Consider the following 16,732-nt stretch of genomic DNA (forward strand, 5'->3'; position numbering starts at 1 on the left):
CGCACGCTCATTCGTGCAGCTCCCGGGAAAGGGCGGACAGCGTGACTCGACCGAGGATTCTCGTGGTGGGCGCAGGCTTCGCCGGAGTGGCCTGCGTGCGGCGGCTCGAACGGCGCCTGGCGGACCGGGAGGCGCTCATCACGCTCCTGTCCCCGTTCTCGTACCAGCTCTACCTGCCCCTGCTCCCCCAGGTGGCGTCCGGGGTGCTGACCCCGCAGTCGGTCGCCCTGTCGCTGCGGCGCAGCGAGAGGCACCGGACGCGGATCGTGCCGGGCGGGGCCGTCGGCGTGGACACGGCTGCCCGTGCGGTCGTGGTGCGGACGATCTCGGGCGAGTACGTGACGGAGCCGTACGACCACCTCGTGCTCGCGCCCGGCAGTGTGACGCGGAGCTTCGACATCCCCGGTCTGGCCGAGTACGCGCGCGGGATGAAGACGCTCGCGGAGGCGGCGTACATCCGCGACCACGTCATCGCCCAGCTGGACCTGGCGGACGCGAGCACCGACGAGGAGGAACGGGCGGCGCGCCTGCGGTTCGTGGTCGTCGGCGGCGGATACGCGGGGACGGAGACGGCGGCCTGCCTCCAGCTCCTCACCCACAACGCGGTCAAGCGGTACCCGCGGCTCGACCCCCGGCTCATCAAGTGGCACCTGGTGGACATCGCCCCGAAGCTGATGCCCGAACTCGGCGACAAGCTCGGCGCGGCCGCCATGGACATCCTCACGCGGCGGGGCATCGAGGTGTCGCTCGGCGTCTCGGTCGCCTCGGTGACCGAGGACGCGGTGACGCTCACCGACGGCCGGGTGCTGCCGAGCCGGACGCTGATCTGGACTGCGGGCGTGGCGGCGAGCCCCCTGATCGGGACGCTCGGCGCGGAGACGGTACGGGGACGGCTCGCCGTCACCCCCGAGATGACCGTGCCGGGGCTCGACGGGGTGTGGGGGCTCGGCGACGCGGCCGCGGTGCCGGACCTCGCCAAGGGCGAGGACGGGGCGATCTGCCCTCCGACGGCCCAGCACGCGATGCGGCAGGGCAAGGCCCTCGCGGACAACGTGGTGGCGACCCTGCGCGGCGAACCGACGCGGCCGTACGTCCACAAGGACCTCGGACTCGTCGTGGACCTCGGCGGCATGGACGGCGTGTCGAAGCCGCTCGGCGTGGAGCTCCACGGCATGCCGGCCCAGGCCGTGGCCAGGGCCTACCACTGGTCGGCGCTGCGCACGAACGTGGCCAAGACCCGCGTGATGACGAACTGGCTCCTCAACGCGGTCGCGGGCGACGACTTCGTCCGCACCGGCTTCCTCGCCTCGAAGGCGGGCACGCTGCGCGACTTCGAGTACACGGACGTCTATCTGACCCCGGACCAGGTACGCCTCCACACGGCGTCGTTCCGCGGCGGGGAGGTCGGGGCGGGCGGGAAGCAGTGAGCGCGGCCGGCAACGGCCCGGCCCCCTGCCACGACCGTACGTCGCAGGGGGCCGGAACCGCTCAGCGCGCCAGTTCCGGGGCCGGACCCATGACGACGACGGGTTCGCGGGACGGGTCCAGGGCGACCAGGAGGGTGCGCAGGGTGTCGCGTTCGAGGGCTACGCAGGCCTGGGTCGGGCCGCCGTGGTCGACGTGGATCCAGACGCCGCCGCCCTTCTCCGGGCCGAGCGGGCGCTCCTTGTCGAGGGGGGTCCTGCCGGGGACGCGGTTGTAGTCGATCGCGATGACGTGGTCGAAGGATCCTTCGAGGGACTCCCCGGAGAAGCCGGTGCCGCTGATCGCGAACTCGGGGTCCTCGTCGTAGGGGAGCCGGGCTCCCGGGTCGGGCAGGCGGCCGCCCGTGTCGCCGAGGCGGAAGACGCCGATCGGGGTGCGCAGGTCGCCGGCCTCGTGCTCGGGGGTCCAGCCCCTGAGGGCGTTGTGGGCGGGCCACGGGCCTCCGGTCGCCGTCCAGCGGCCCTTCGCGTCCCGCTCGTACAGGACGCCGACGGCCGTGTTGCTGTCGGCGGTGGCGCCGGTGACCACGAAGGCCTGGGTGGTGCCGTCGGGGACGCGGGCCTGGGTCGCCGGGCCGATGCCGGGGATGCGGGGCACGGGTGCGGGTTTCGGGCGGGCGTCGCCCGTGGTGGGGGCCGCCGCCGGTTGTCGGGCGGCGGGCGCGGTCTGGGGCGTCGGGCTCGCGCCGCAGCCGGCGAGCAGCAGGGCCGCGCACAGCGTTCCGGCGCATCGCAGCGCGGGTGCGCCCTTGCGTACGGGCATGGGACGGCATCCTCCTGGGCGGGGGCAGTGCAGCCATCCGTACCCGCTCGACGGCCGCCGGTGCCCTCACGTCCGTCGCCCCACCCGTACGGAGCACAGCCCGCGGCCCCGGAACCCGGTTGACCGGGCTCGTCCGTCCCGGCTTCCTTTCCGGATGAGTCCCGAAGGCCGTCCCCTCCCCCGACGAGGTGCGCGAGCGGGTCATCGCCCGCACCCTGCCCGCCTTCCGCCGGCGGGGTTTCGGGACGGCGCTGTACGAGCGGGGGCTCGCGCACGCGCGAACGCTGGGCGACCACGGCGTGGAGACGGTGGTGCTCGCCTCCAACGAGGAGGGGCTGCGGTTCGCGCTCACGCGCGGGTCCGTGGAGGTGGAGCGGTACGTGCTTCCGGGGGACACGGTGGCCTTCGTGAACCTTCGCCTGGAGCAGCTCGCCTGACGGGTCGTCAGATCATTTCGTCGCAGGTCTGGGAACCTCGGCACCCCGGCGCTACCCTCCGCGCATGATGCGGACAGTGGTGTGGGGTACCGGAAATGTCGGGCGCGCGGCGATCCGCGCCGTGGACGCCCATCCAGGCCTCGAACTCGCGGCCGTCCTCGTGTCCGACCCGGCGAAGGTCGGCCGTGACGCGGGCCGGCTCGCGGGGCTCGGGCACGACCTCGGTGTGGCGGCCGTCGACGACGTGGCGGCCGTCCTCGGCGCGCGCCCCGGGGCCGTCGTGTACGCCGCCTCGGGCGACACACGGCCCGACGGGGCGCTCGCGGACGTCGCCCGGGCGGTGGCGACGGGCGCGGTCGTGGTGACGCCCGCGCTCTATCCGCTCTACGACCAGCGCAACGCGCCGCCCGAGTTCCGCGATCCGATCCTCGCCGCGGTCGCCGAGGGCGGCGGCAGACTCTTCGTGTCGGGCGTCGACCCGGGCTGGGGCAACGACATCCTGCCGCTGCTCGTCAGCGGCCTCGCCGCCACGGTCGACGTGATCCGCTGCCAGGAGATCTTCGACTACTCGACGTACGAGCAGGAGGAGTCCGTCCGCGAGCTGATCGGCATGGGCAAGCCCCTGGACTACGACCCGCCGATGCTGTGGCCGTCGGTGCCGACCATGGTCTGGGGCGGGCAGATACGCCTGATGGCGCGGGCGCTCGGGGCCGAGGTCGACGAGATCCGCGAGACGCTGGAGCGCCGCCCGCTGGAGTCCACGGTGAAGACCCGGACGATGGGCGTCTTCGAGGAGGGCACGCAGGGCGCGATCCGCTTCGAGGTCCAGGGGATCGTCGGCGGCGAGCCCCGGATCGTGATCGAGCACGTCACCCGCATCCACCCCTCGTGCGCGCCGGACTGGCCCGTGCCGCCGGACGGCGCCGGGGCGCACCGGGTCATCGTCGAGGGCAGCCCCCGGATCGAGGTCACGGTGGCGGCGACCGACGAGGGCGAGAACCGCTCGGCCGGCGGCAACGCCACGGCCGTGGGGCGGCTCGTCGGGGCGATCGAGTGGCTCGCGGCGGCGGAACCGGGACTGTACGACGCGTTGGACGTACCGCTGACACCGGCGGTCGGGAAGCTCGGAAGGAGACCGCGATGATCATCGACATTCCCGAGGGCCAGGAGCCGATCGGGTACGTGTGGGGCGACATGGTCCCGGAGATCGGGACGGCGGCGGCGAACTTCTCGCTGTCCGTGTACGCGCACACCACCCTCGGCCTCCGCGAGTTCGAGGCCGCCCGGCTGCGGATCGCGCAGATCAACGGCTGCGGCTTCTGCCTGGACTGGCGGACCGACCGGGACGGCGAGAAGGTCGAGGAGGGCTTCGACGTCCTCGTCGAGGAGTGGCGGACGACGGAGGTCTCGGAGGCCTTCGACGAGCGGACCCGGCTCGCGGCCGAGTACGCGGAGCGGTACGCGCTCGACCACCACGGTCTGGACGACGAGTTCTGGACGCGGATGACCGCCCGGTACAGCCAGGAGGAGATCGTCGAGCTGACGATGAGCCTCGGCTCGTGGCTGGCGTTCGGGCGGCTCAACCGGGTGCTCGGGCTCGACACGGTCTGCAAGCTGCCGACGCACTGAGCGGCCGGGGGGGGCGGGTCCGCCCCCTCCGGCATCACCGTGCCCCCACCCCCGTCACAGCGCCACCACCCCCGTCACCGCCGCCGCGCCCACCACGGCCGCCGCCGCGACGAGGAGCACACCGGCGACGGTGACGGCCATGTCCGCCTTCCACGAGCGGCGTTCGGCCCCGACGTCCATGACGAAGACCGACGGATCGTCGGGGTCGTGGTGGAGCGTGACCTCCCGGCCGCGAGAACCGGCGGGGTCCGGCAGCCCGGACTCGCAGAAGGCCGTGACCTCCTTGCCGTCGAGGGTGGTGAAGCCGACGACCGGCACCACGCTCGTGGAGGTGCCGCCCTCGCCCTCGTCGACGGTGACGCTCGTCAGCACGGCGACGACCCTCGCCCGTACCTCGACCAGTGCGTCCAGCGCGGCGATGCGCCGCCTCCTGTCGCGCACGCTCCCGGGCAGGTGGTACACGCCGAAGAGGGCCCAGGGGCCGCAGAAGCCGACCAGAGCCCACGGCCAGCCCCGGTCGATCGCGGCGACGACGACCACACCGGCGTACACGAGGAAGAGCGCGAAGGCGGGCCAGGCCAGGCCGCGCCCGCCCTCGGACGGGTGCCGGTCGAACCGGAAGGCGTGGGGCCTGCCCCTGAGGTAGTGGACGCCGATCTCCCGGCCCGTCCACGCGGCGGTGATCCGGTCTCCGCGATCGCCGTCGTTGGTGACGGTGAACTCCTCACCCGTCTCCGGGTCCTGGAAGGACACGACCACGCCGATCCCGCTCCTCGGGGAGCTCCCGTCCCTGGGCGGGTCCACCCGGTCGATCCGTCCGATCGTCCGGACCGTCCGCTGCGCCCGTGTGGCACCGGCCAGCGACCTCGCGTACCCGATCAGCGCCAGCAGGCCGAACACGCCGCACCAGACCGCCGGATAGACGTGCCAGTCCCCGTCCATGCCCACTCCTTCCTCTCAGTGCGCGGGGGTGCGCCGTACGACGTCTCCGCGGCCGTTCGTCTCCAGCGACGCCGTCCCCTCGGAGCCGGTCACCACGACCCGCAGGACGAGGCGGCCGGTGAGGCGCTCGGCGGTGATCTGCCAGCTCCGGACGGAGCGGACGCCGAGCGTGGTCGACGCCTCCTCGACCAGGGCGGGGAGTCGGTCGTGGGGCAGCGCACGGGGGTCGAAGCCCGGTGTCCGCGTGCCCGGAACCACGAACACGACCGAGAGCAGGCGTTCACCGACGACGACGGTCAGGGCCTGCTTCCCGTGGTCGCCGCCACCGTCGTCCCCGGTCAGCGAGGCGAGAGCGCGCTCCAGCTCGCCCTGGTCGAGGAACGACCTGCCCCGGCCCAGTTCCACCGACCCGGACACCGACGTCACGACCACGGTCGACGAGGTGGAGCCGGGGGACGAGGTGGAGCCAGGGGACGAGGGGGCCCGCGGGGACGCGGCCGGCGGCTGCGCCGGGTCGTCCGGGGCGAGGAGGTCCGCGCGGAACGGGAGGACCACGGCGGCCGCCCCGAGCAGCAGGCCCAGGATCGGGACGAGGCCCGCGGCGCGACTCTCCGGCGGCTCGGCCACCTCCGCCGCGCCCGGATCCGGGGCGAGGCGGGCCGAGGCCGCGCGCGCCTCCCACCGAGGCGTCGGCCGGTCCACGACGCGGAGCCGCCAGGGCAGGTGCTCCGGGTACTCGACCACCACGGTTCCGCCCGGCCGGTGGTCCGGGAGGTACGCGTGGTTGACGTCCTGGGTGACGTCCACGCGGAACGGCGGTCCGTCGCCCGGTACGACGGTCAGCGCGAACCGCACCGGCACCTCGGTCGACTCGCCCCTGGCCGCCGTCAGGCTCTCGATCACGGCGAGCGCCGTGCGGGGCGCGACGGCGGCCTCACGGGCCCGCCTCGGCGCACCGGCGAGGAAGAGCAGCCCGCCGTGGAGGGCGGGCAGGGCGAAACCCGCGACGAAGAGCGCCACGCTCTCCGTGATCACGCCGACGACGACTCCGGCGAGCGCGGCGCCGGCCGTGCCGCCCGTCAGGAGGTCCCGGGCGAGCGCGGCGGGCCCGCGGCGGCGCGCGGGCGCAGCCGCGCCCGTGGTGATCGTCATACGGGCGATTGTGCGGGGCCGCGCCGGGGGAACGACAGACCCCGCCCCCAACTCCCTTCACGGGAGCGGGAGGCAGGGCCCGGGGTGGCTCAGAAGTCCTCCGCGATGATGGCCTCGATGTTGCGCTCCGCGAGGGCCGTGATCGTGACGAACGGGTTGACACTGGTGTTGCCGGGGATCAGGGAGCCGTCCATGACGTACAGCCCCTGGTAGCCGTGCAGGCGGCCGTGGTTGTCGGTGGCCCGGTCGAGGACCGCGCCGCCGAGCGGGTGGTAGGTGAGGTGGTCGCCCCAGATCTTGTAGGTGCCGAAGAGGTCGGTCCGGTAGATCGTCCCCTCCTTGCTGTTGATCTTGTCGAAGATCGTCTTCGCCATGTCGATCGACGTCTGCTTCCAGGCCCGGTCCCAGCTCAGGTCGACCCGGCCGGTGCTCGGGTTCCAGCTGAACTCGGCGCGGCGCGGGGTCCGGGTGATGGAGAGGTAGAAGGAGGCGTACGTCTCGATGCCGGTCGGCAGCGGGGCGACCTCGGCGAAGGCCCCGCCGTTGTTCCAGTTGTCGATGCCCGCCGTGGGCATGGAGGACTGGAGCTTGCCGGTCGGGTCCCACATGTGGTTGGCCCGGCCGCACATGACGTTGCCGTTGTCGCCCCAGCCCTTGCCGATGTGCTCGTTGAGCCCCGGCAGGTGGCCCGTGGCCTTGAGGCGGGTGAGGAGTTTGCTGGTGCCGACGCTGCCGGCGGCGAAGAAGACCCGGTCGGCGCGGACCGTCTTGGTGGCGAGGGTCGCGCCGGTGGTGTCGATCTGGTCGATGACGACCGTGTAGCCGCCGGCGGCGGCCGGGCTGACGGAGGTCACCCGGTGGAGCGGGGAGACGCTGACCCTGCCGGTGGCCGCGGCCTGGGCGAGATAGGTCTTCTGGAGGCTCTTCTTGCCGACGTTGTTGCCGTAGATGACCTCGCCCGCGAGCGCGGACTTCTGGACGGTCCCGGCGGCCTCCTGCTTCATGTAGTCCCAGTCGTAGACGTTGTCCACGAAGACAAACGGGAAGCCGGAGCGCTGGGCGTGCTTGCGACCCACCCTGGCGTACTGGTAACAGTCCGTGTTCTCCCACCAGTTGACGTCCACCGAGGTGACACCGAGGCCCGTCCTGGCGCGCGGGTAGTAGGTGTCGTACATCTCGGCGGGGTCGACGGTCGGGAGGATCTCGGGGAAGCGCTCGCGGAGCGGGGTGACGGCCATGCCGCCGTTGACGAGGGAGCCGCCGCCGACGCCGCGCCCCTGGTAGACGGTGATGCCGGCGAAGTCCTCGGCGTCGAGGATGCCCGTGTGGACGGGCACGTCCTTGTCGAGCGGGAAGCCGAGGAACTGGCTCAGGGGCTGCTTCGTGCGGGTGCGCAGCCAGAAGGAACGGTAGTCCGGGGTCGTGGTGTTGGCGAAGATCTTGCCGTCGGGGCCGGGGGTGTCCCAGGCCTTGCCCATCTCGATCATGTGGACGTCGACGCCGGCACGGGCGAGGCGGAGCGCGGTGACCGAGCCGCCGTAGCCGGTGCCGATGACGAGGGCGCGGACCTGGGCTCCGTCGACGATGGGGGTGCAGTCCAGGCCGGGGACCTCGGCCCGGGCGGGGGTGGTGATCGCGCCGGAGAGCGCTGCCGCACCGAGAACAGAACCTGTTCCCGTGAGGAACCGACGACGGCTGACCTGACGCATTCCCTGGGCGGACAGGGGGAGTTCACTCATGTGATCTTCCTCACTCGCGAGTGAATGGGAACACGTTCTACGACCGGCCGCCGAGGAAGTCACGCGAAACCGACGGGTAACTTCACGCCGTGGAAGCTCGCGTGATCGCCTCCGCCAGGTAGGCGGCGAGGATGCGCGGGGCAGGCCGCGGGTGACGGGCCACGAGGGGGTGAGCCCGTCACCGCACCGGAACGGCCGAGGCGCGGGTCAGCCGACGGCCGGCCCCGGCGCGCCGGTGAGCCGCTCGGGGGTGAGCAGCTCGGCGAGTCGGTGCGCGGGCAACAGGCCCTTCTCCAGGGTCAGTTCGGCGACGCCCCTACCGGTGGCCAGCGCCTCCTGCGCGATGGCCGTGGCGGCGGTGTAGCCGAGGTGCGGGTTGAGGGCCGTGGCGAGGCCGATGGAGTTCTCGACGGCCGCGCGCAGGGCCTCGGTGTTGGCTGTGATGCCGTCGACGCAGCGCTCGGCGAGGGTCAGACAGGCGGCGCGCAGCGAGAGGAGGCTCTTGGAGAGGGCGTGGAAGATGACCGGCTCGAAGGCGTTGAGCTGGAGCTGTCCGCCCTCGGCGGCCATGGTGATGGTGATGTCGTTGCCGATCACCTCGAAGGCGACCTGGTTGACGACCTCGGGGATGACCGGGTTGACCTTGCCGGGCATGATGCTCGAACCCGCCTGCACGGCGGGGAGGTTGATCTCGCCGAGACCGGCGCGCGGACCCGATGAGAGCAGGCGCAGGTCGTTGCAGGTCTTGGAGAGCTTGACCGCGATGCGCTTGAGGACGCCGGAGAGCTGGACGAAGGCGCCGCAGTCCTGCGTGGCCTCGACGAGGTTGGCGGACGTGACGAGCGGCAGGCCGGTCAGCTCTGCGAGCTTGCGGCGGGCGGTCTCGGCGTAACCGGGGGCCGCGTTGAGGCCGGTGCCGATGGCGGTGGCGCCGAGGTTGATCTCGTGGATCAGCTCGACGGCCTCGGCGAGGCGGCCCCGGTCCTCCTCCAGCATCACGGCGTACGTGGAGAACTCCTGGCCCAGGGTCATGGGCACCGCGTCCTGGAGCTGGGTGCGGCCCATCTTCACGACGTCGCGGAACTCCAGCGCCTTGGCGGCGAAGGCGTCCTGGAGGACGGCCATCGCCTTGAGGAGTTCGCGGGCGGCGCCGATCGCGGCGATGCGGATCGCGGTCGGGTAGACGTCGTTGGTGGACTGGCCGAGGTTGACGTCCTCGTTGGGGTGGAGGTGCGCGTACTCGCCCTTGGCGTGGCCGAGGAGTTCGAGGGCGCGGTTGGCGACGACCTCGTTGGCGTTCATGTTGGTCGAGGTGCCGGCCCCGCCCTGGACGACGTCCACGACGAACTGGTCGTGCAGCCTGCCCGTACGGATCTCCCGGCAGGCACCCGCGATGGCGTCGGCCTTCGCTGCGGGCAGCAGGCCGAGCTCCTCGTTGGCGCGGGCGGCGGCCTCCTTGACGGCGGCGAGCGCGTCGATCAGGAGCGGGTAGACGGAGATCGGGGTGCCGGTGATGGCGAAGTTCTCGGTGGCGCGCAGGGTGTGCACGCCCCAGTACGCGTCGGCGGGCACGTCCCGGTCGCCGAGCAGGTCGTGCTCGCTGCGGACGGGGGCGGGGAGGGGGGCGGGTGCGGAGGCCATGGGGTCCGTCCTGGTGCGAGGGCGTGGGGAGGAGACCCGTACAGGTCTGACGGCTGTACGGGTACGGGTGGGGACGCGGGTACGGGTGGGGGCGCCGGTACGGGGGGGCGCCGGTACGGGTGAGGGCGCGGGCACGCGCAGGGGCAGGCGTACGCGTACGGTCTCGCGTACGCCCGAGGACGCGGCTCCGCCTCGGCCCGGCCGCGGGTGGCGGCGGAACCGTACGGCGTCGGCGTGCGGGAGGTGGGTCCCGGCTCGCGGGCGGAGGGAATGGGGAAGCACTCCGCCCGCGGGCCGGTGGTGGGGTGGGGCCGTCAGGCCCGGGTGGCGAGGGCCGGTTCCGTGCGGACCGGGCCGTCGAGGAGGCGGCGGAGCAGACCCGTGCGGCGGGCCGGGTCGGCGCCCTCGCCCTCGGCGAGGAGGGCGGCGAGGACGGCGATGCGCGCCTGGGCGGAGCGGAGCGTGCCGGTGAGCAGCGCACCGGCGGCGACGAGGTCGACGGCTCCGCCGCCGGTGTAGATCTCGGCGAGCGGACCGGCGGGGACGCGGGTGCTGACGGCGACCAGGACGCCCTGGGCGACCGCGTCCTCGACGGCGGCGACGATCTCCGGGGTGGCGTTGCCCGCGCCGGTCGCCTCCAGGACGATGCCCCGGGCGCCGGCGGCCACGGCGGCGTCGAAGAGGAACCGGTCGCCGTCGGAGTGGTGGACGACGATGGAGACGCGGGGCAGCGGGGCGGCGCCGGTGGCGTCCGGGTCGGCGGTGAGCGCCGCGTCGGGCAGCGGCAGCGGTGCGGAGCGCTCCGGGAGCCGCTCGATGTCGACGCGGGAGAAGCCGACGCGGCCGAGGCGCTCGGCGGAGGGGTCGGAGAAGGCGTCGGAGGCGAGGGTCTGGGTCTTGACCGTGCCGCGGGCCGCGTGGACGCGTCCGTCGAAGACCACGAGGACGCCGAGCTCGCGGACGGAGGCGGCGACCTGGAGGGCGTCGTAGAGGTTGCCGGGGCCGTCGCCGTCCCCCGTGCCGAAGGGCCGCTGGGCGCCGGTGAGGACGACCGGACGGGCGTCGGCGTGGTGGAGGTCGAGGAAGAAGGCGGTCTCTTCCAGGGTGTCGGTGCCGTGGGTGACCACGATGCCGTCGACGCCGGGGTCCGCGAACGTCTCCCGCACGGTCCGGAGGAGGACGAGCTGGTGGGCCGCGGTCATCCGGGAGCTGTTCACGTTGAAGAGGTCGACGACCTCGACGGTGACGCCCTCGGGGAGCGGGGCGGTGGCGATGACGTCGTTGCCGGAGGCGTCGGCCGCGTAGCCGGAGCCCTGCCAGCGGCTGGCGATCGTGCCGCCGGTGCTGATGACGACGATCCGGCGCGGTCCTCCGTCGTGTGTCCGCTGCATGCCTGCCGTCCCCTTGTCCGTGCCTGTGCTCACACCGGCAACGATAGGACAGGAGACGCGCAAGGCGATTGCCAATCCAGCCCGTGCAGAGCTGTTCCTTGGTGGATAATTGCGCCATGGACCGAATTGATCTCCATATCTTGCGCGAGCTCCAGAACGACGGCCGACTGAGCAACCAGGAGCTGGCCCAGCGGGTCGGCCTCAGCCCCTCCCCCTGTCTGCGGCGGGTCCGCCAGCTGGAGCAGGACGGGGTGATCCAGGGCTACCGGGCGATCATCGACCCGGAGGCGGTGGGCCGGGGCTTCGAGGTGCTCGTCTCCGTCGAGGTGCGGCGCGACCGGGAGACGGTGGAGGCGTTCGAGGAGGCGCTCCAGGACGTGCCGGACGTCATCGAGGCGTACCGCCTCTTCGGAAGCCCCGGGTGTCTGCTGCGGATCGCCGTGGCGGACCTGGCGGCGTACGAGCGGCTGTGGATCGAGCGGCTCACGACGCTGGCCGGGGTGACCGAGGTCAACTCGCAGATCATCATGAAGCGGATCAAGGAGCCGAAGGGGATGCCGGTGGACGTTCGGGGCATCTGATGCCCTCAAAAGGGGCAGGGGGCACGAACACTGACGGCCCCTCAACGGTTCCCGCGTATGCGAGAACGTCACGGAAACGTCTCCTCCCGGTTACACGGCGACCGCGCTCCCTGTGCCACGCTCCCGGCTGACAGCAGTCAACACGCGTAGAACGAGGCGCCTCTTGAGCCGGGGCGCCCCGTCCGACGCGTGCCGTCCCCCGGGAAAGGTCCCCCCATGTCCGTTGCGCACATAGGCAGATGGAAGGTCTGGGTCTCGGCGATCGCCGCCACCCTCGTCGCCCTCGCCCTTCCGACGGTCACCGCGACTCCCGCGAGCGCCACGACCACGGCCTACGACAGCACGTACTACAAGAACGCGATCGGCAAGACCGGCACCAGCCTCAAGTCCTCGCTCCACACCATCATCAGCAGCCAGACCAAGATCTCGTACGACGCGGTCTGGAACGCGCTGAAGGTCACCGACCAGGACCCCAGCAACACCAACAACGTCGTCCTGCTCTACAGCGGCGTCTCCCGCAGCAAGTCCCTCAACGGCGGCTCCGTCGGCAACTGGAACCGTGAGCACGTGTGGGCGCAGTCCCACGGCAGCTTCGGCACCGGCGCCGGGCCCGGCACGGACCTCCACCACCTGCGCGCCTGCGACGTCCAGGTCAACAGCACCCGGGGCAACAAGGACTGGGACCTCGGCGGCTCCGCCGTCAGCGGCGCCGGCGGCAGCTACACCGACGCCGACTCCTTCGAGCCGCGCAACGCCGACAAGGGCGACGTGGCCCGCATGATCCTCTACATGGCCGTCCGGTACGAGGGCGACGACGCCTTCGCCGACCTGGAGCCCAACGAGTCGACGTCCAACGGCAGCGTCCCCTTCCACGGCCGCCTCGCGATCCTGAAGCAGTGGAACGAGCAGGACCCGCCGAGCGCCTTCGAGGAGCGCCGCAACGACGTCATCTTCAACTCCTACCAGGGCAACCGGAACCCGTTCATCGACCACCCGGAGTGGATCGAGGCGATCTGGTAGTCGCCGCCACGGCCGACGCCGATGTCGTCCCGTCGGCCGACGCCGTCGTCGTCCCGTCGGCCGGCGCCGTGCCCGGTGTCACCGCCGTGGCGTGAACCTCCGCCGCGCGATGCCGTGCCGCCCACGCTTCCAGGGTGGCACGGCACGCGTGGTCGAGGTGGTGGAGGCCCGAGAGGTCGACCTCGACCGGCCGGTCCCTCGGCAGCGATTCGAGGGTGTCGAGGAGCTTCGGGAGCCGCAGGAACGTGACGTTGCCCGCCAGGCGGAGACGGACCGGACCGTCCCCGTCGTCGGTCCGGTCCACGCGCAGGTGCGAGGCGTCCCAGGCGGCCTTGACGACGGAGAGTCCGAGACCGATCAGGACGCCTTCCAGCAGGTTCAGGGCGACGATCGCCGAGGCCGTGACCACGAGGACGAGCGCCTCGCCGCGGTGGCCCCGCCACAGCGCGGCGACGCCCCGGAAGGGGATCAGCTTCCACCCGGCGTGGACGAGGATCCCCGCCAGCGCCGCGAGCGGTACGTATTCGAGGGCCCCGGGCAGCACGGCGGCGAAGAGCAGCAGCCACACCCCGTGCAGCACCCGGGACGCCTTGGTGCGAGCGCCGGCCTGGACGTTGGCCGCGCTGCGGACGATGACGGCGGTCATCGGCAGCGCCCCGAGCAGCCCGCAGAGACTGTTCCCGACCCCCTGGGCGAGGAGCTCCTTGTCGAAGTCGGTGGGCGGACCGTCGTGCAGCCGGTCCACGGCCGCCGCGCTGAACAGCGACTCGGCGGAGGCGATCAGCGCGAAGGCGAGGACGGTGCCGAGGAGGGCCGGATCGGTCAGGGGGAGGACCTCCAGGGCGGAGACGGCGCCGGCCCCCGGCATGCCGACGGCTTCCAGGACACCGCTCACCCGCACGGTCCCGACCGGCAGGTCGAAGAGCGCGGTCGCCAGACCCGCGAGGACGACCGCGACGAGCGCGCCGGGGACGACCCGGGCCCTCGGCGGCAGGTGCCGCCAGCCCACGACGACGAGGACCGTGCCGACGGCCAGGGCGAGCGGGACGAGCGTGGCCGCGGTGGTCGTCGCGCGCACCAGCGCGACCGGAAGCCCCGCGAGGCGGCCGAGGCCGGAGCCGGGCGCGGCGAGCCCGGCGGCGGAGTACAGCTGGCCGGCCACGATCACGAGGCCGATGCCCGCGAGCATCCCCTCGACGACCGCGAGGGACACGGCGCGGAACCAACGGCCCCAGCGCAGCAGCCCCATGACGACCTGGAGCAGCCCGGCGAGGAGGACGACGAGGCCGAGCGCGGCCAGGCCGAGCGTCCGGACCGCGTCGAGGACCAGGACGGTGAGCCCGGCGGCCGGCCCGGAGACCTGGAGGCTGCTGCCGCGCATGAGGCCGGTGACGATTCCGCCGACGATGCCGGTGACGAGGCCGAGTTCGGCCGGTACGCCGGACGCGACGGCCACGCCGACGCAGAGCGGCAGCGCGACGAGGAAGACGACGAGGGAGGCGGCGAAGTCCTGCCGGAGGTACGGAAAGGAAAAGCCCATGGCAAGGTCATACGACGTGGACGGGACCGCACCGGCCGATCCCCCGGATTTCGGCGGTTTCCGACCGGAACCCTCCGGAACGTGACGCGAACGCCGTCGAGGAAGGCGCTCGGGGGCGCGAACCGCCGGGGCGCATCGGACCGCAGACGCCCGCACACGCGGGCACGGGGAGGGCGTACGCGGGGGTGCGCGAATGGGGACGAGAATGGCCGCGCGCCCAAGGCCCGGACCGGGATTTGGGTTTGTCGGAGAATCATCAATACGATCCGGCGATGATCACGAGAAAACGGCTGGCGACCGGGGCCTGCGCACTGCTCGCCGCCCTGGCCGTCGCGCTCCTGCCGACGGGCGCGGCCGCCGACGAGCCGGTGGCGAAGGAAACCCCCAAGGTCGAACTGGTCCTCGACGTCAGCGGCTCGATGCGGGCCAGGGACATCGACGGCCAGTCCCGGATGAGCGCGGCCAAGCAGGCCTTCAACGAGGTCCTGGACGCGGTGCCCGAGGAGGTCGCCCTCGGCATCAGGACCCTGGGCGCCGACTACCCCGGGCAGGACCGCAAGCGGGGCTGCAAGGACACCCGGCAGCTCTACCCCGTGGGCCCGCTCGACCGCACCGAGGCCAAGACGGCCGTCGCCACGCTCGCGCCGACCGGCTGGACCCCGATCGGCCCGGCGCTGCTCGGTGCCGCCGACGACCTGGAGGGCGGCGACGCCACCCGCAGGATCGTGCTCATCACGGACGGCGAGGACACCTGCGGCGTCGACCCGTGCCAGATCGCCCGCCAGATCGCGGCCGAGGGCATCCACCTCGTCATCGACACCCTGGGCCTCGTCCCGGACGCCAAGACCCGGCAGCAGCTCGCGTGCATCGCGGAGGCCACCGGAGGCACGTACACCTCGATCCACCGGACCGAGGACCTCTCGCGTCGCGTACGGCAGTTGGTCGACCGCGCCGCCGACCCGGTCGTCGTCCCGGTGGACGCGAAGGGCGCGGCGCGGTGCGTCGACGCCCCCCAGCTGAAGCCCGGCCTGTACACCGACCGCGAGTCCTTCGGCGAGCACCGCTGGTACCGCGTGGACCTGCTGCCCGGGCAGGAACTGCGGGCGTCCGTCAGCGTGTCCGCCGACCGGGCCGTCAACGACGACTACGGCGTGCTGCTGCGCGCGGTCACCCTGCACGGCCGCGAGATCGTCCGCGGCGCCGAGGCGGGCGACGGGCGCACGGACGTGATCTCGACCGGCCTGCGCTACCCGAAGCCGCAGCTCGACGACGACGTGGCCGACGACGTCAAGCCGGCCGCCGAGACCGTCTGCCTCCAGGTCAGCAACTCCTTCTCCGCTCCCCCGTCGGTCAAGACGACGCCGGGCATGCCGATCGAGCTGACGGTCGACGTCGTCGACGGGCCCGCGACGGCGTCGGACGTGGCCTCGTTCGGTCTCGGTCGCGGCTGGTGGCTGCTCGGCCTGCTCGTGCTCGTCGGCTTCGTGGCCGGTCTGCTCTGGGGCTGGCTGTCCCGCTGGCGCGTCGCCGTCTGGAGGACCAACTGATGCGTACCGTCCGCATGCTCGCCACGGCCGCCCTCACGGGCGCCGCGCTCCTCGGCCTCGCGGCGCCCGCCGCCCACGCCGACACCCCCACCCCGTCCGCCGACCCGAGCGCGAGCGCCGGTTCCGCGGCCGGGGCGGGACCGACGGAGGCCGGGACCACGTTCCGCACCGCCGCCCGCTTCCTGCCCGGACAGCAGGCGACCGCGCAGGCCGCCACCGGCGACTACCTGTACTGGGTGTTCCCCGCCGACACCGGCGAGCGGCCGACCGTCGACGCGACGGTCACCCTGCCGGACGCCGCGCTCCGGCACGGGCCCGCGACCTGGCGGATCGACGTGTACGACGGGCTGCGCCGCCGTCAGCCGTGCATGTACGGGGCCCAGTCCCGTACCGTCGCCAAGGACGCCGCCTCGGTCGCGCTGACCTGCGTCCTGCGGCCGGTCCGCACCTCGGCCGACGCCTGGGCGAACGACCCGCTGCCCGGCAGTTACTACGTCCGGCTGACCGTCACCGGACTGCCCGAGGAGGACCTCGGGCAGCCGATCGCGGCACGCGTCGGGGTGACCGTCCTCGACAAGGGCGGCGCCTACGCCACCGACGGTTCGCTCGCCGCGCCGCTCGTGCCCGGCGCGACGACGGCCGACCAGGCGGAGGCGGACGCCGACGCGGGCCGCCCCTCGGCCGTCGAGGCCGCGGCGCCCGAGGACGGGTGGTCCTCCGGCTGGTGGTCGGACCGCTGGCTGTGGACCGCCGCCGGCGCCGTCCTCGCGGCGCTCGCCGGCATCGGCGGCTACGCCCTGACCCGGGGCTCGGGCAGGCCGTCCCCGGTGCCGCCGGGCGTCTGACGCACGGGTACGGATCGGGCC

15 protein-coding genes are annotated in these 16,732 nt (G+C 73.1%); 8 read left to right on the forward strand and 7 right to left on the reverse strand.

Annotated elements, in window-relative coordinates; all coding sequences use genetic code 11:
- Window positions 1–41 precede the first annotated feature (41 nt).
- Complete coding sequence (locus AB0G79_RS30345) at window positions 42–1,427, forward strand: NAD(P)/FAD-dependent oxidoreductase (RefSeq protein WP_360812078.1); 1,386 nt, start codon at window positions 42–44, stop codon at window positions 1,425–1,427.
- A gap of 61 nt (window positions 1,428–1,488) precedes the next feature.
- Here AB0G79_RS30345 and AB0G79_RS30350 read toward each other — a convergent pair whose 3' ends face one another.
- Window positions 1,489–2,247 carry a hypothetical protein gene (locus AB0G79_RS30350; protein WP_360812080.1) on the reverse strand — a complete coding sequence of 253 codons (759 nt, stop codon included), beginning with the start codon at window positions 2,245–2,247 and terminating at the stop codon, window positions 1,489–1,491.
- Between the two features lie 188 nt (window positions 2,248–2,435).
- Between AB0G79_RS30350 and AB0G79_RS30355 the strand changes: the two genes are divergently transcribed.
- The 3 genes from AB0G79_RS30355 to AB0G79_RS30365 all read left to right on the forward strand — a co-directional run bounded on the left by AB0G79_RS30355 (window position 2,436) and on the right by AB0G79_RS30365 (window position 4,313).
- The gene (locus AB0G79_RS30355; protein ID WP_360812082.1) at window positions 2,436–2,684 is read left to right on the forward strand and encodes a GNAT family N-acetyltransferase; all 249 of its coding nucleotides are present in this window, start codon (window positions 2,436–2,438) and stop codon (window positions 2,682–2,684) included.
- A 64-nt stretch (window positions 2,685–2,748) separates the two neighbouring features.
- A complete protein-coding gene (locus tag AB0G79_RS30360; protein WP_360812084.1) occupies window positions 2,749–3,828 on the forward strand; it encodes a dihydrodipicolinate reductase in 1,080 nt (359 codons plus the stop codon).
- Window positions 3,825–4,313 (forward strand): carboxymuconolactone decarboxylase family protein, encoded by a 489-nt coding sequence (locus AB0G79_RS30365; protein ID WP_360812086.1) that lies wholly within the window; start codon window positions 3,825–3,827, stop codon window positions 4,311–4,313. The genes AB0G79_RS30360 and AB0G79_RS30365 overlap by 4 nt, the downstream gene beginning before the upstream one ends.
- 54 nt (window positions 4,314–4,367) lie before the next feature.
- Here AB0G79_RS30365 and AB0G79_RS30370 read toward each other — a convergent pair whose 3' ends face one another.
- The 5 genes from AB0G79_RS30370 to AB0G79_RS30390 form a co-directional block, all read right to left on the reverse strand.
- The gene (locus AB0G79_RS30370) at window positions 4,368–5,255 is read right to left on the reverse strand and encodes a DUF3592 domain-containing protein (RefSeq protein ID WP_360812088.1); all 888 of its coding nucleotides are present in this window, start codon (window positions 5,253–5,255) and stop codon (window positions 4,368–4,370) included.
- Window positions 5,256–5,270: 15 nt separating this feature from the next.
- On the reverse strand, window positions 5,271–6,407 hold the full coding sequence (locus AB0G79_RS30375) for a hypothetical protein (protein WP_360812090.1): 1,137 nt from the start codon (window positions 6,405–6,407) through the stop codon (window positions 5,271–5,273).
- Window positions 6,408–6,496: 89 nt separating this feature from the next.
- On the reverse strand, window positions 6,497–8,146 hold the full coding sequence (locus AB0G79_RS30380) for a GMC oxidoreductase (protein WP_360812091.1): 1,650 nt from the start codon (window positions 8,144–8,146) through the stop codon (window positions 6,497–6,499).
- 207 nt (window positions 8,147–8,353) lie between these two features.
- Window positions 8,354–9,787, reverse strand: coding sequence for an aspartate ammonia-lyase (gene aspA / locus AB0G79_RS30385; protein ID WP_360812093.1), 1,434 nt, complete (start codon window positions 9,785–9,787; stop codon window positions 8,354–8,356).
- A 314-nt stretch (window positions 9,788–10,101) separates the two neighbouring features.
- Complete coding sequence (locus AB0G79_RS30390; protein WP_360812133.1) at window positions 10,102–11,178, reverse strand: asparaginase; 1,077 nt, start codon at window positions 11,176–11,178, stop codon at window positions 10,102–10,104.
- A gap of 116 nt (window positions 11,179–11,294) precedes the next feature.
- Here AB0G79_RS30390 and AB0G79_RS30395 point away from each other — a divergent pair, with 116 nt between their 5' ends.
- Together AB0G79_RS30395 and AB0G79_RS30400 are read left to right on the forward strand one after the other, a co-directional pair.
- The gene (locus AB0G79_RS30395) at window positions 11,295–11,759 is read left to right on the forward strand and encodes an Lrp/AsnC family transcriptional regulator (RefSeq protein ID WP_360812095.1); all 465 of its coding nucleotides are present in this window, start codon (window positions 11,295–11,297) and stop codon (window positions 11,757–11,759) included.
- A 216-nt stretch (window positions 11,760–11,975) separates the two neighbouring features.
- Window positions 11,976–12,779, forward strand: coding sequence for an endonuclease (locus tag AB0G79_RS30400; protein WP_360812097.1), 804 nt, complete (start codon window positions 11,976–11,978; stop codon window positions 12,777–12,779).
- On the opposite strand, the gene AB0G79_RS30405 is transcribed toward AB0G79_RS30400, so the two are convergent.
- The gene (locus AB0G79_RS30405; RefSeq protein ID WP_360812099.1) at window positions 12,742–14,319 is read right to left on the reverse strand and encodes a SulP family inorganic anion transporter; all 1,578 of its coding nucleotides are present in this window, start codon (window positions 14,317–14,319) and stop codon (window positions 12,742–12,744) included. The two genes, AB0G79_RS30400 and AB0G79_RS30405, sit on opposite strands and share 38 nt — an antisense overlap.
- A 272-nt stretch (window positions 14,320–14,591) precedes the next feature.
- Here AB0G79_RS30405 and AB0G79_RS30410 point away from each other — a divergent pair, with 272 nt between their 5' ends.
- Window positions 14,592–15,866 (forward strand): VWA domain-containing protein, encoded by a 1,275-nt coding sequence (locus tag AB0G79_RS30410; RefSeq protein ID WP_360812101.1) that lies wholly within the window; start codon window positions 14,592–14,594, stop codon window positions 15,864–15,866.
- Entirely contained in the window at window positions 15,866–16,711 is an 846-nt protein-coding gene (locus tag AB0G79_RS30415; protein ID WP_360812103.1) for a hypothetical protein, read from the forward strand. Before AB0G79_RS30410 ends, AB0G79_RS30415 begins: the two co-directional genes overlap by 1 nt.
- Window positions 16,712–16,732 lie beyond the last annotated feature (21 nt).

The sequence above is a fragment of the Streptomyces sp. NPDC020807 genome, from assembly GCF_040641575.1.
Taxonomy (GTDB): Bacteria; Actinomycetota; Actinomycetes; order Streptomycetales; family Streptomycetaceae; genus Streptomyces.

Bases quoted from the DNA above. Each gene is read 5' to 3' on its own strand.
- aspA (WP_360812093.1), bottom strand. From the start codon at position 9,787: ATGGCCTCCGCACCCGCCCCCCTCCCCGCCCCCGTCCGCAGCGAGCAC.
- AB0G79_RS30410 (WP_360812101.1), top strand. From the start codon at position 14,592: ATGATCACGAGAAAACGGCTGGCGACCGGGGCCTGCGCACTGCTCGCC.
- AB0G79_RS30405 (WP_360812099.1), bottom strand. From the start codon at position 14,319: ATGGGCTTTTCCTTTCCGTACCTCCGGCAGGACTTCGCCGCCTCCCTC.
- AB0G79_RS30390 (WP_360812133.1), bottom strand. From the start codon at position 11,178: ATGCAGCGGACACACGACGGAGGACCGCGCCGGATCGTCGTCATCAGC.
- AB0G79_RS30370 (WP_360812088.1), bottom strand. From the start codon at position 5,255: ATGGACGGGGACTGGCACGTCTATCCGGCGGTCTGGTGCGGCGTGTTC.
- AB0G79_RS30395 (WP_360812095.1), top strand. From the start codon at position 11,295: ATGGACCGAATTGATCTCCATATCTTGCGCGAGCTCCAGAACGACGGC.
- AB0G79_RS30360 (WP_360812084.1), top strand. From the start codon at position 2,749: ATGATGCGGACAGTGGTGTGGGGTACCGGAAATGTCGGGCGCGCGGCG.
- AB0G79_RS30400 (WP_360812097.1), top strand. From the start codon at position 11,976: ATGTCCGTTGCGCACATAGGCAGATGGAAGGTCTGGGTCTCGGCGATC.
- AB0G79_RS30365 (WP_360812086.1), top strand. From the start codon at position 3,825: ATGATCATCGACATTCCCGAGGGCCAGGAGCCGATCGGGTACGTGTGG.
- AB0G79_RS30415 (WP_360812103.1), top strand. From the start codon at position 15,866: ATGCGTACCGTCCGCATGCTCGCCACGGCCGCCCTCACGGGCGCCGCG.
- AB0G79_RS30380 (WP_360812091.1), bottom strand. From the start codon at position 8,146: ATGAGTGAACTCCCCCTGTCCGCCCAGGGAATGCGTCAGGTCAGCCGT.
- AB0G79_RS30350 (WP_360812080.1), bottom strand. From the start codon at position 2,247: ATGCCCGTACGCAAGGGCGCACCCGCGCTGCGATGCGCCGGAACGCTG.
- AB0G79_RS30375 (WP_360812090.1), bottom strand. From the start codon at position 6,407: ATGACGATCACCACGGGCGCGGCTGCGCCCGCGCGCCGCCGCGGGCCC.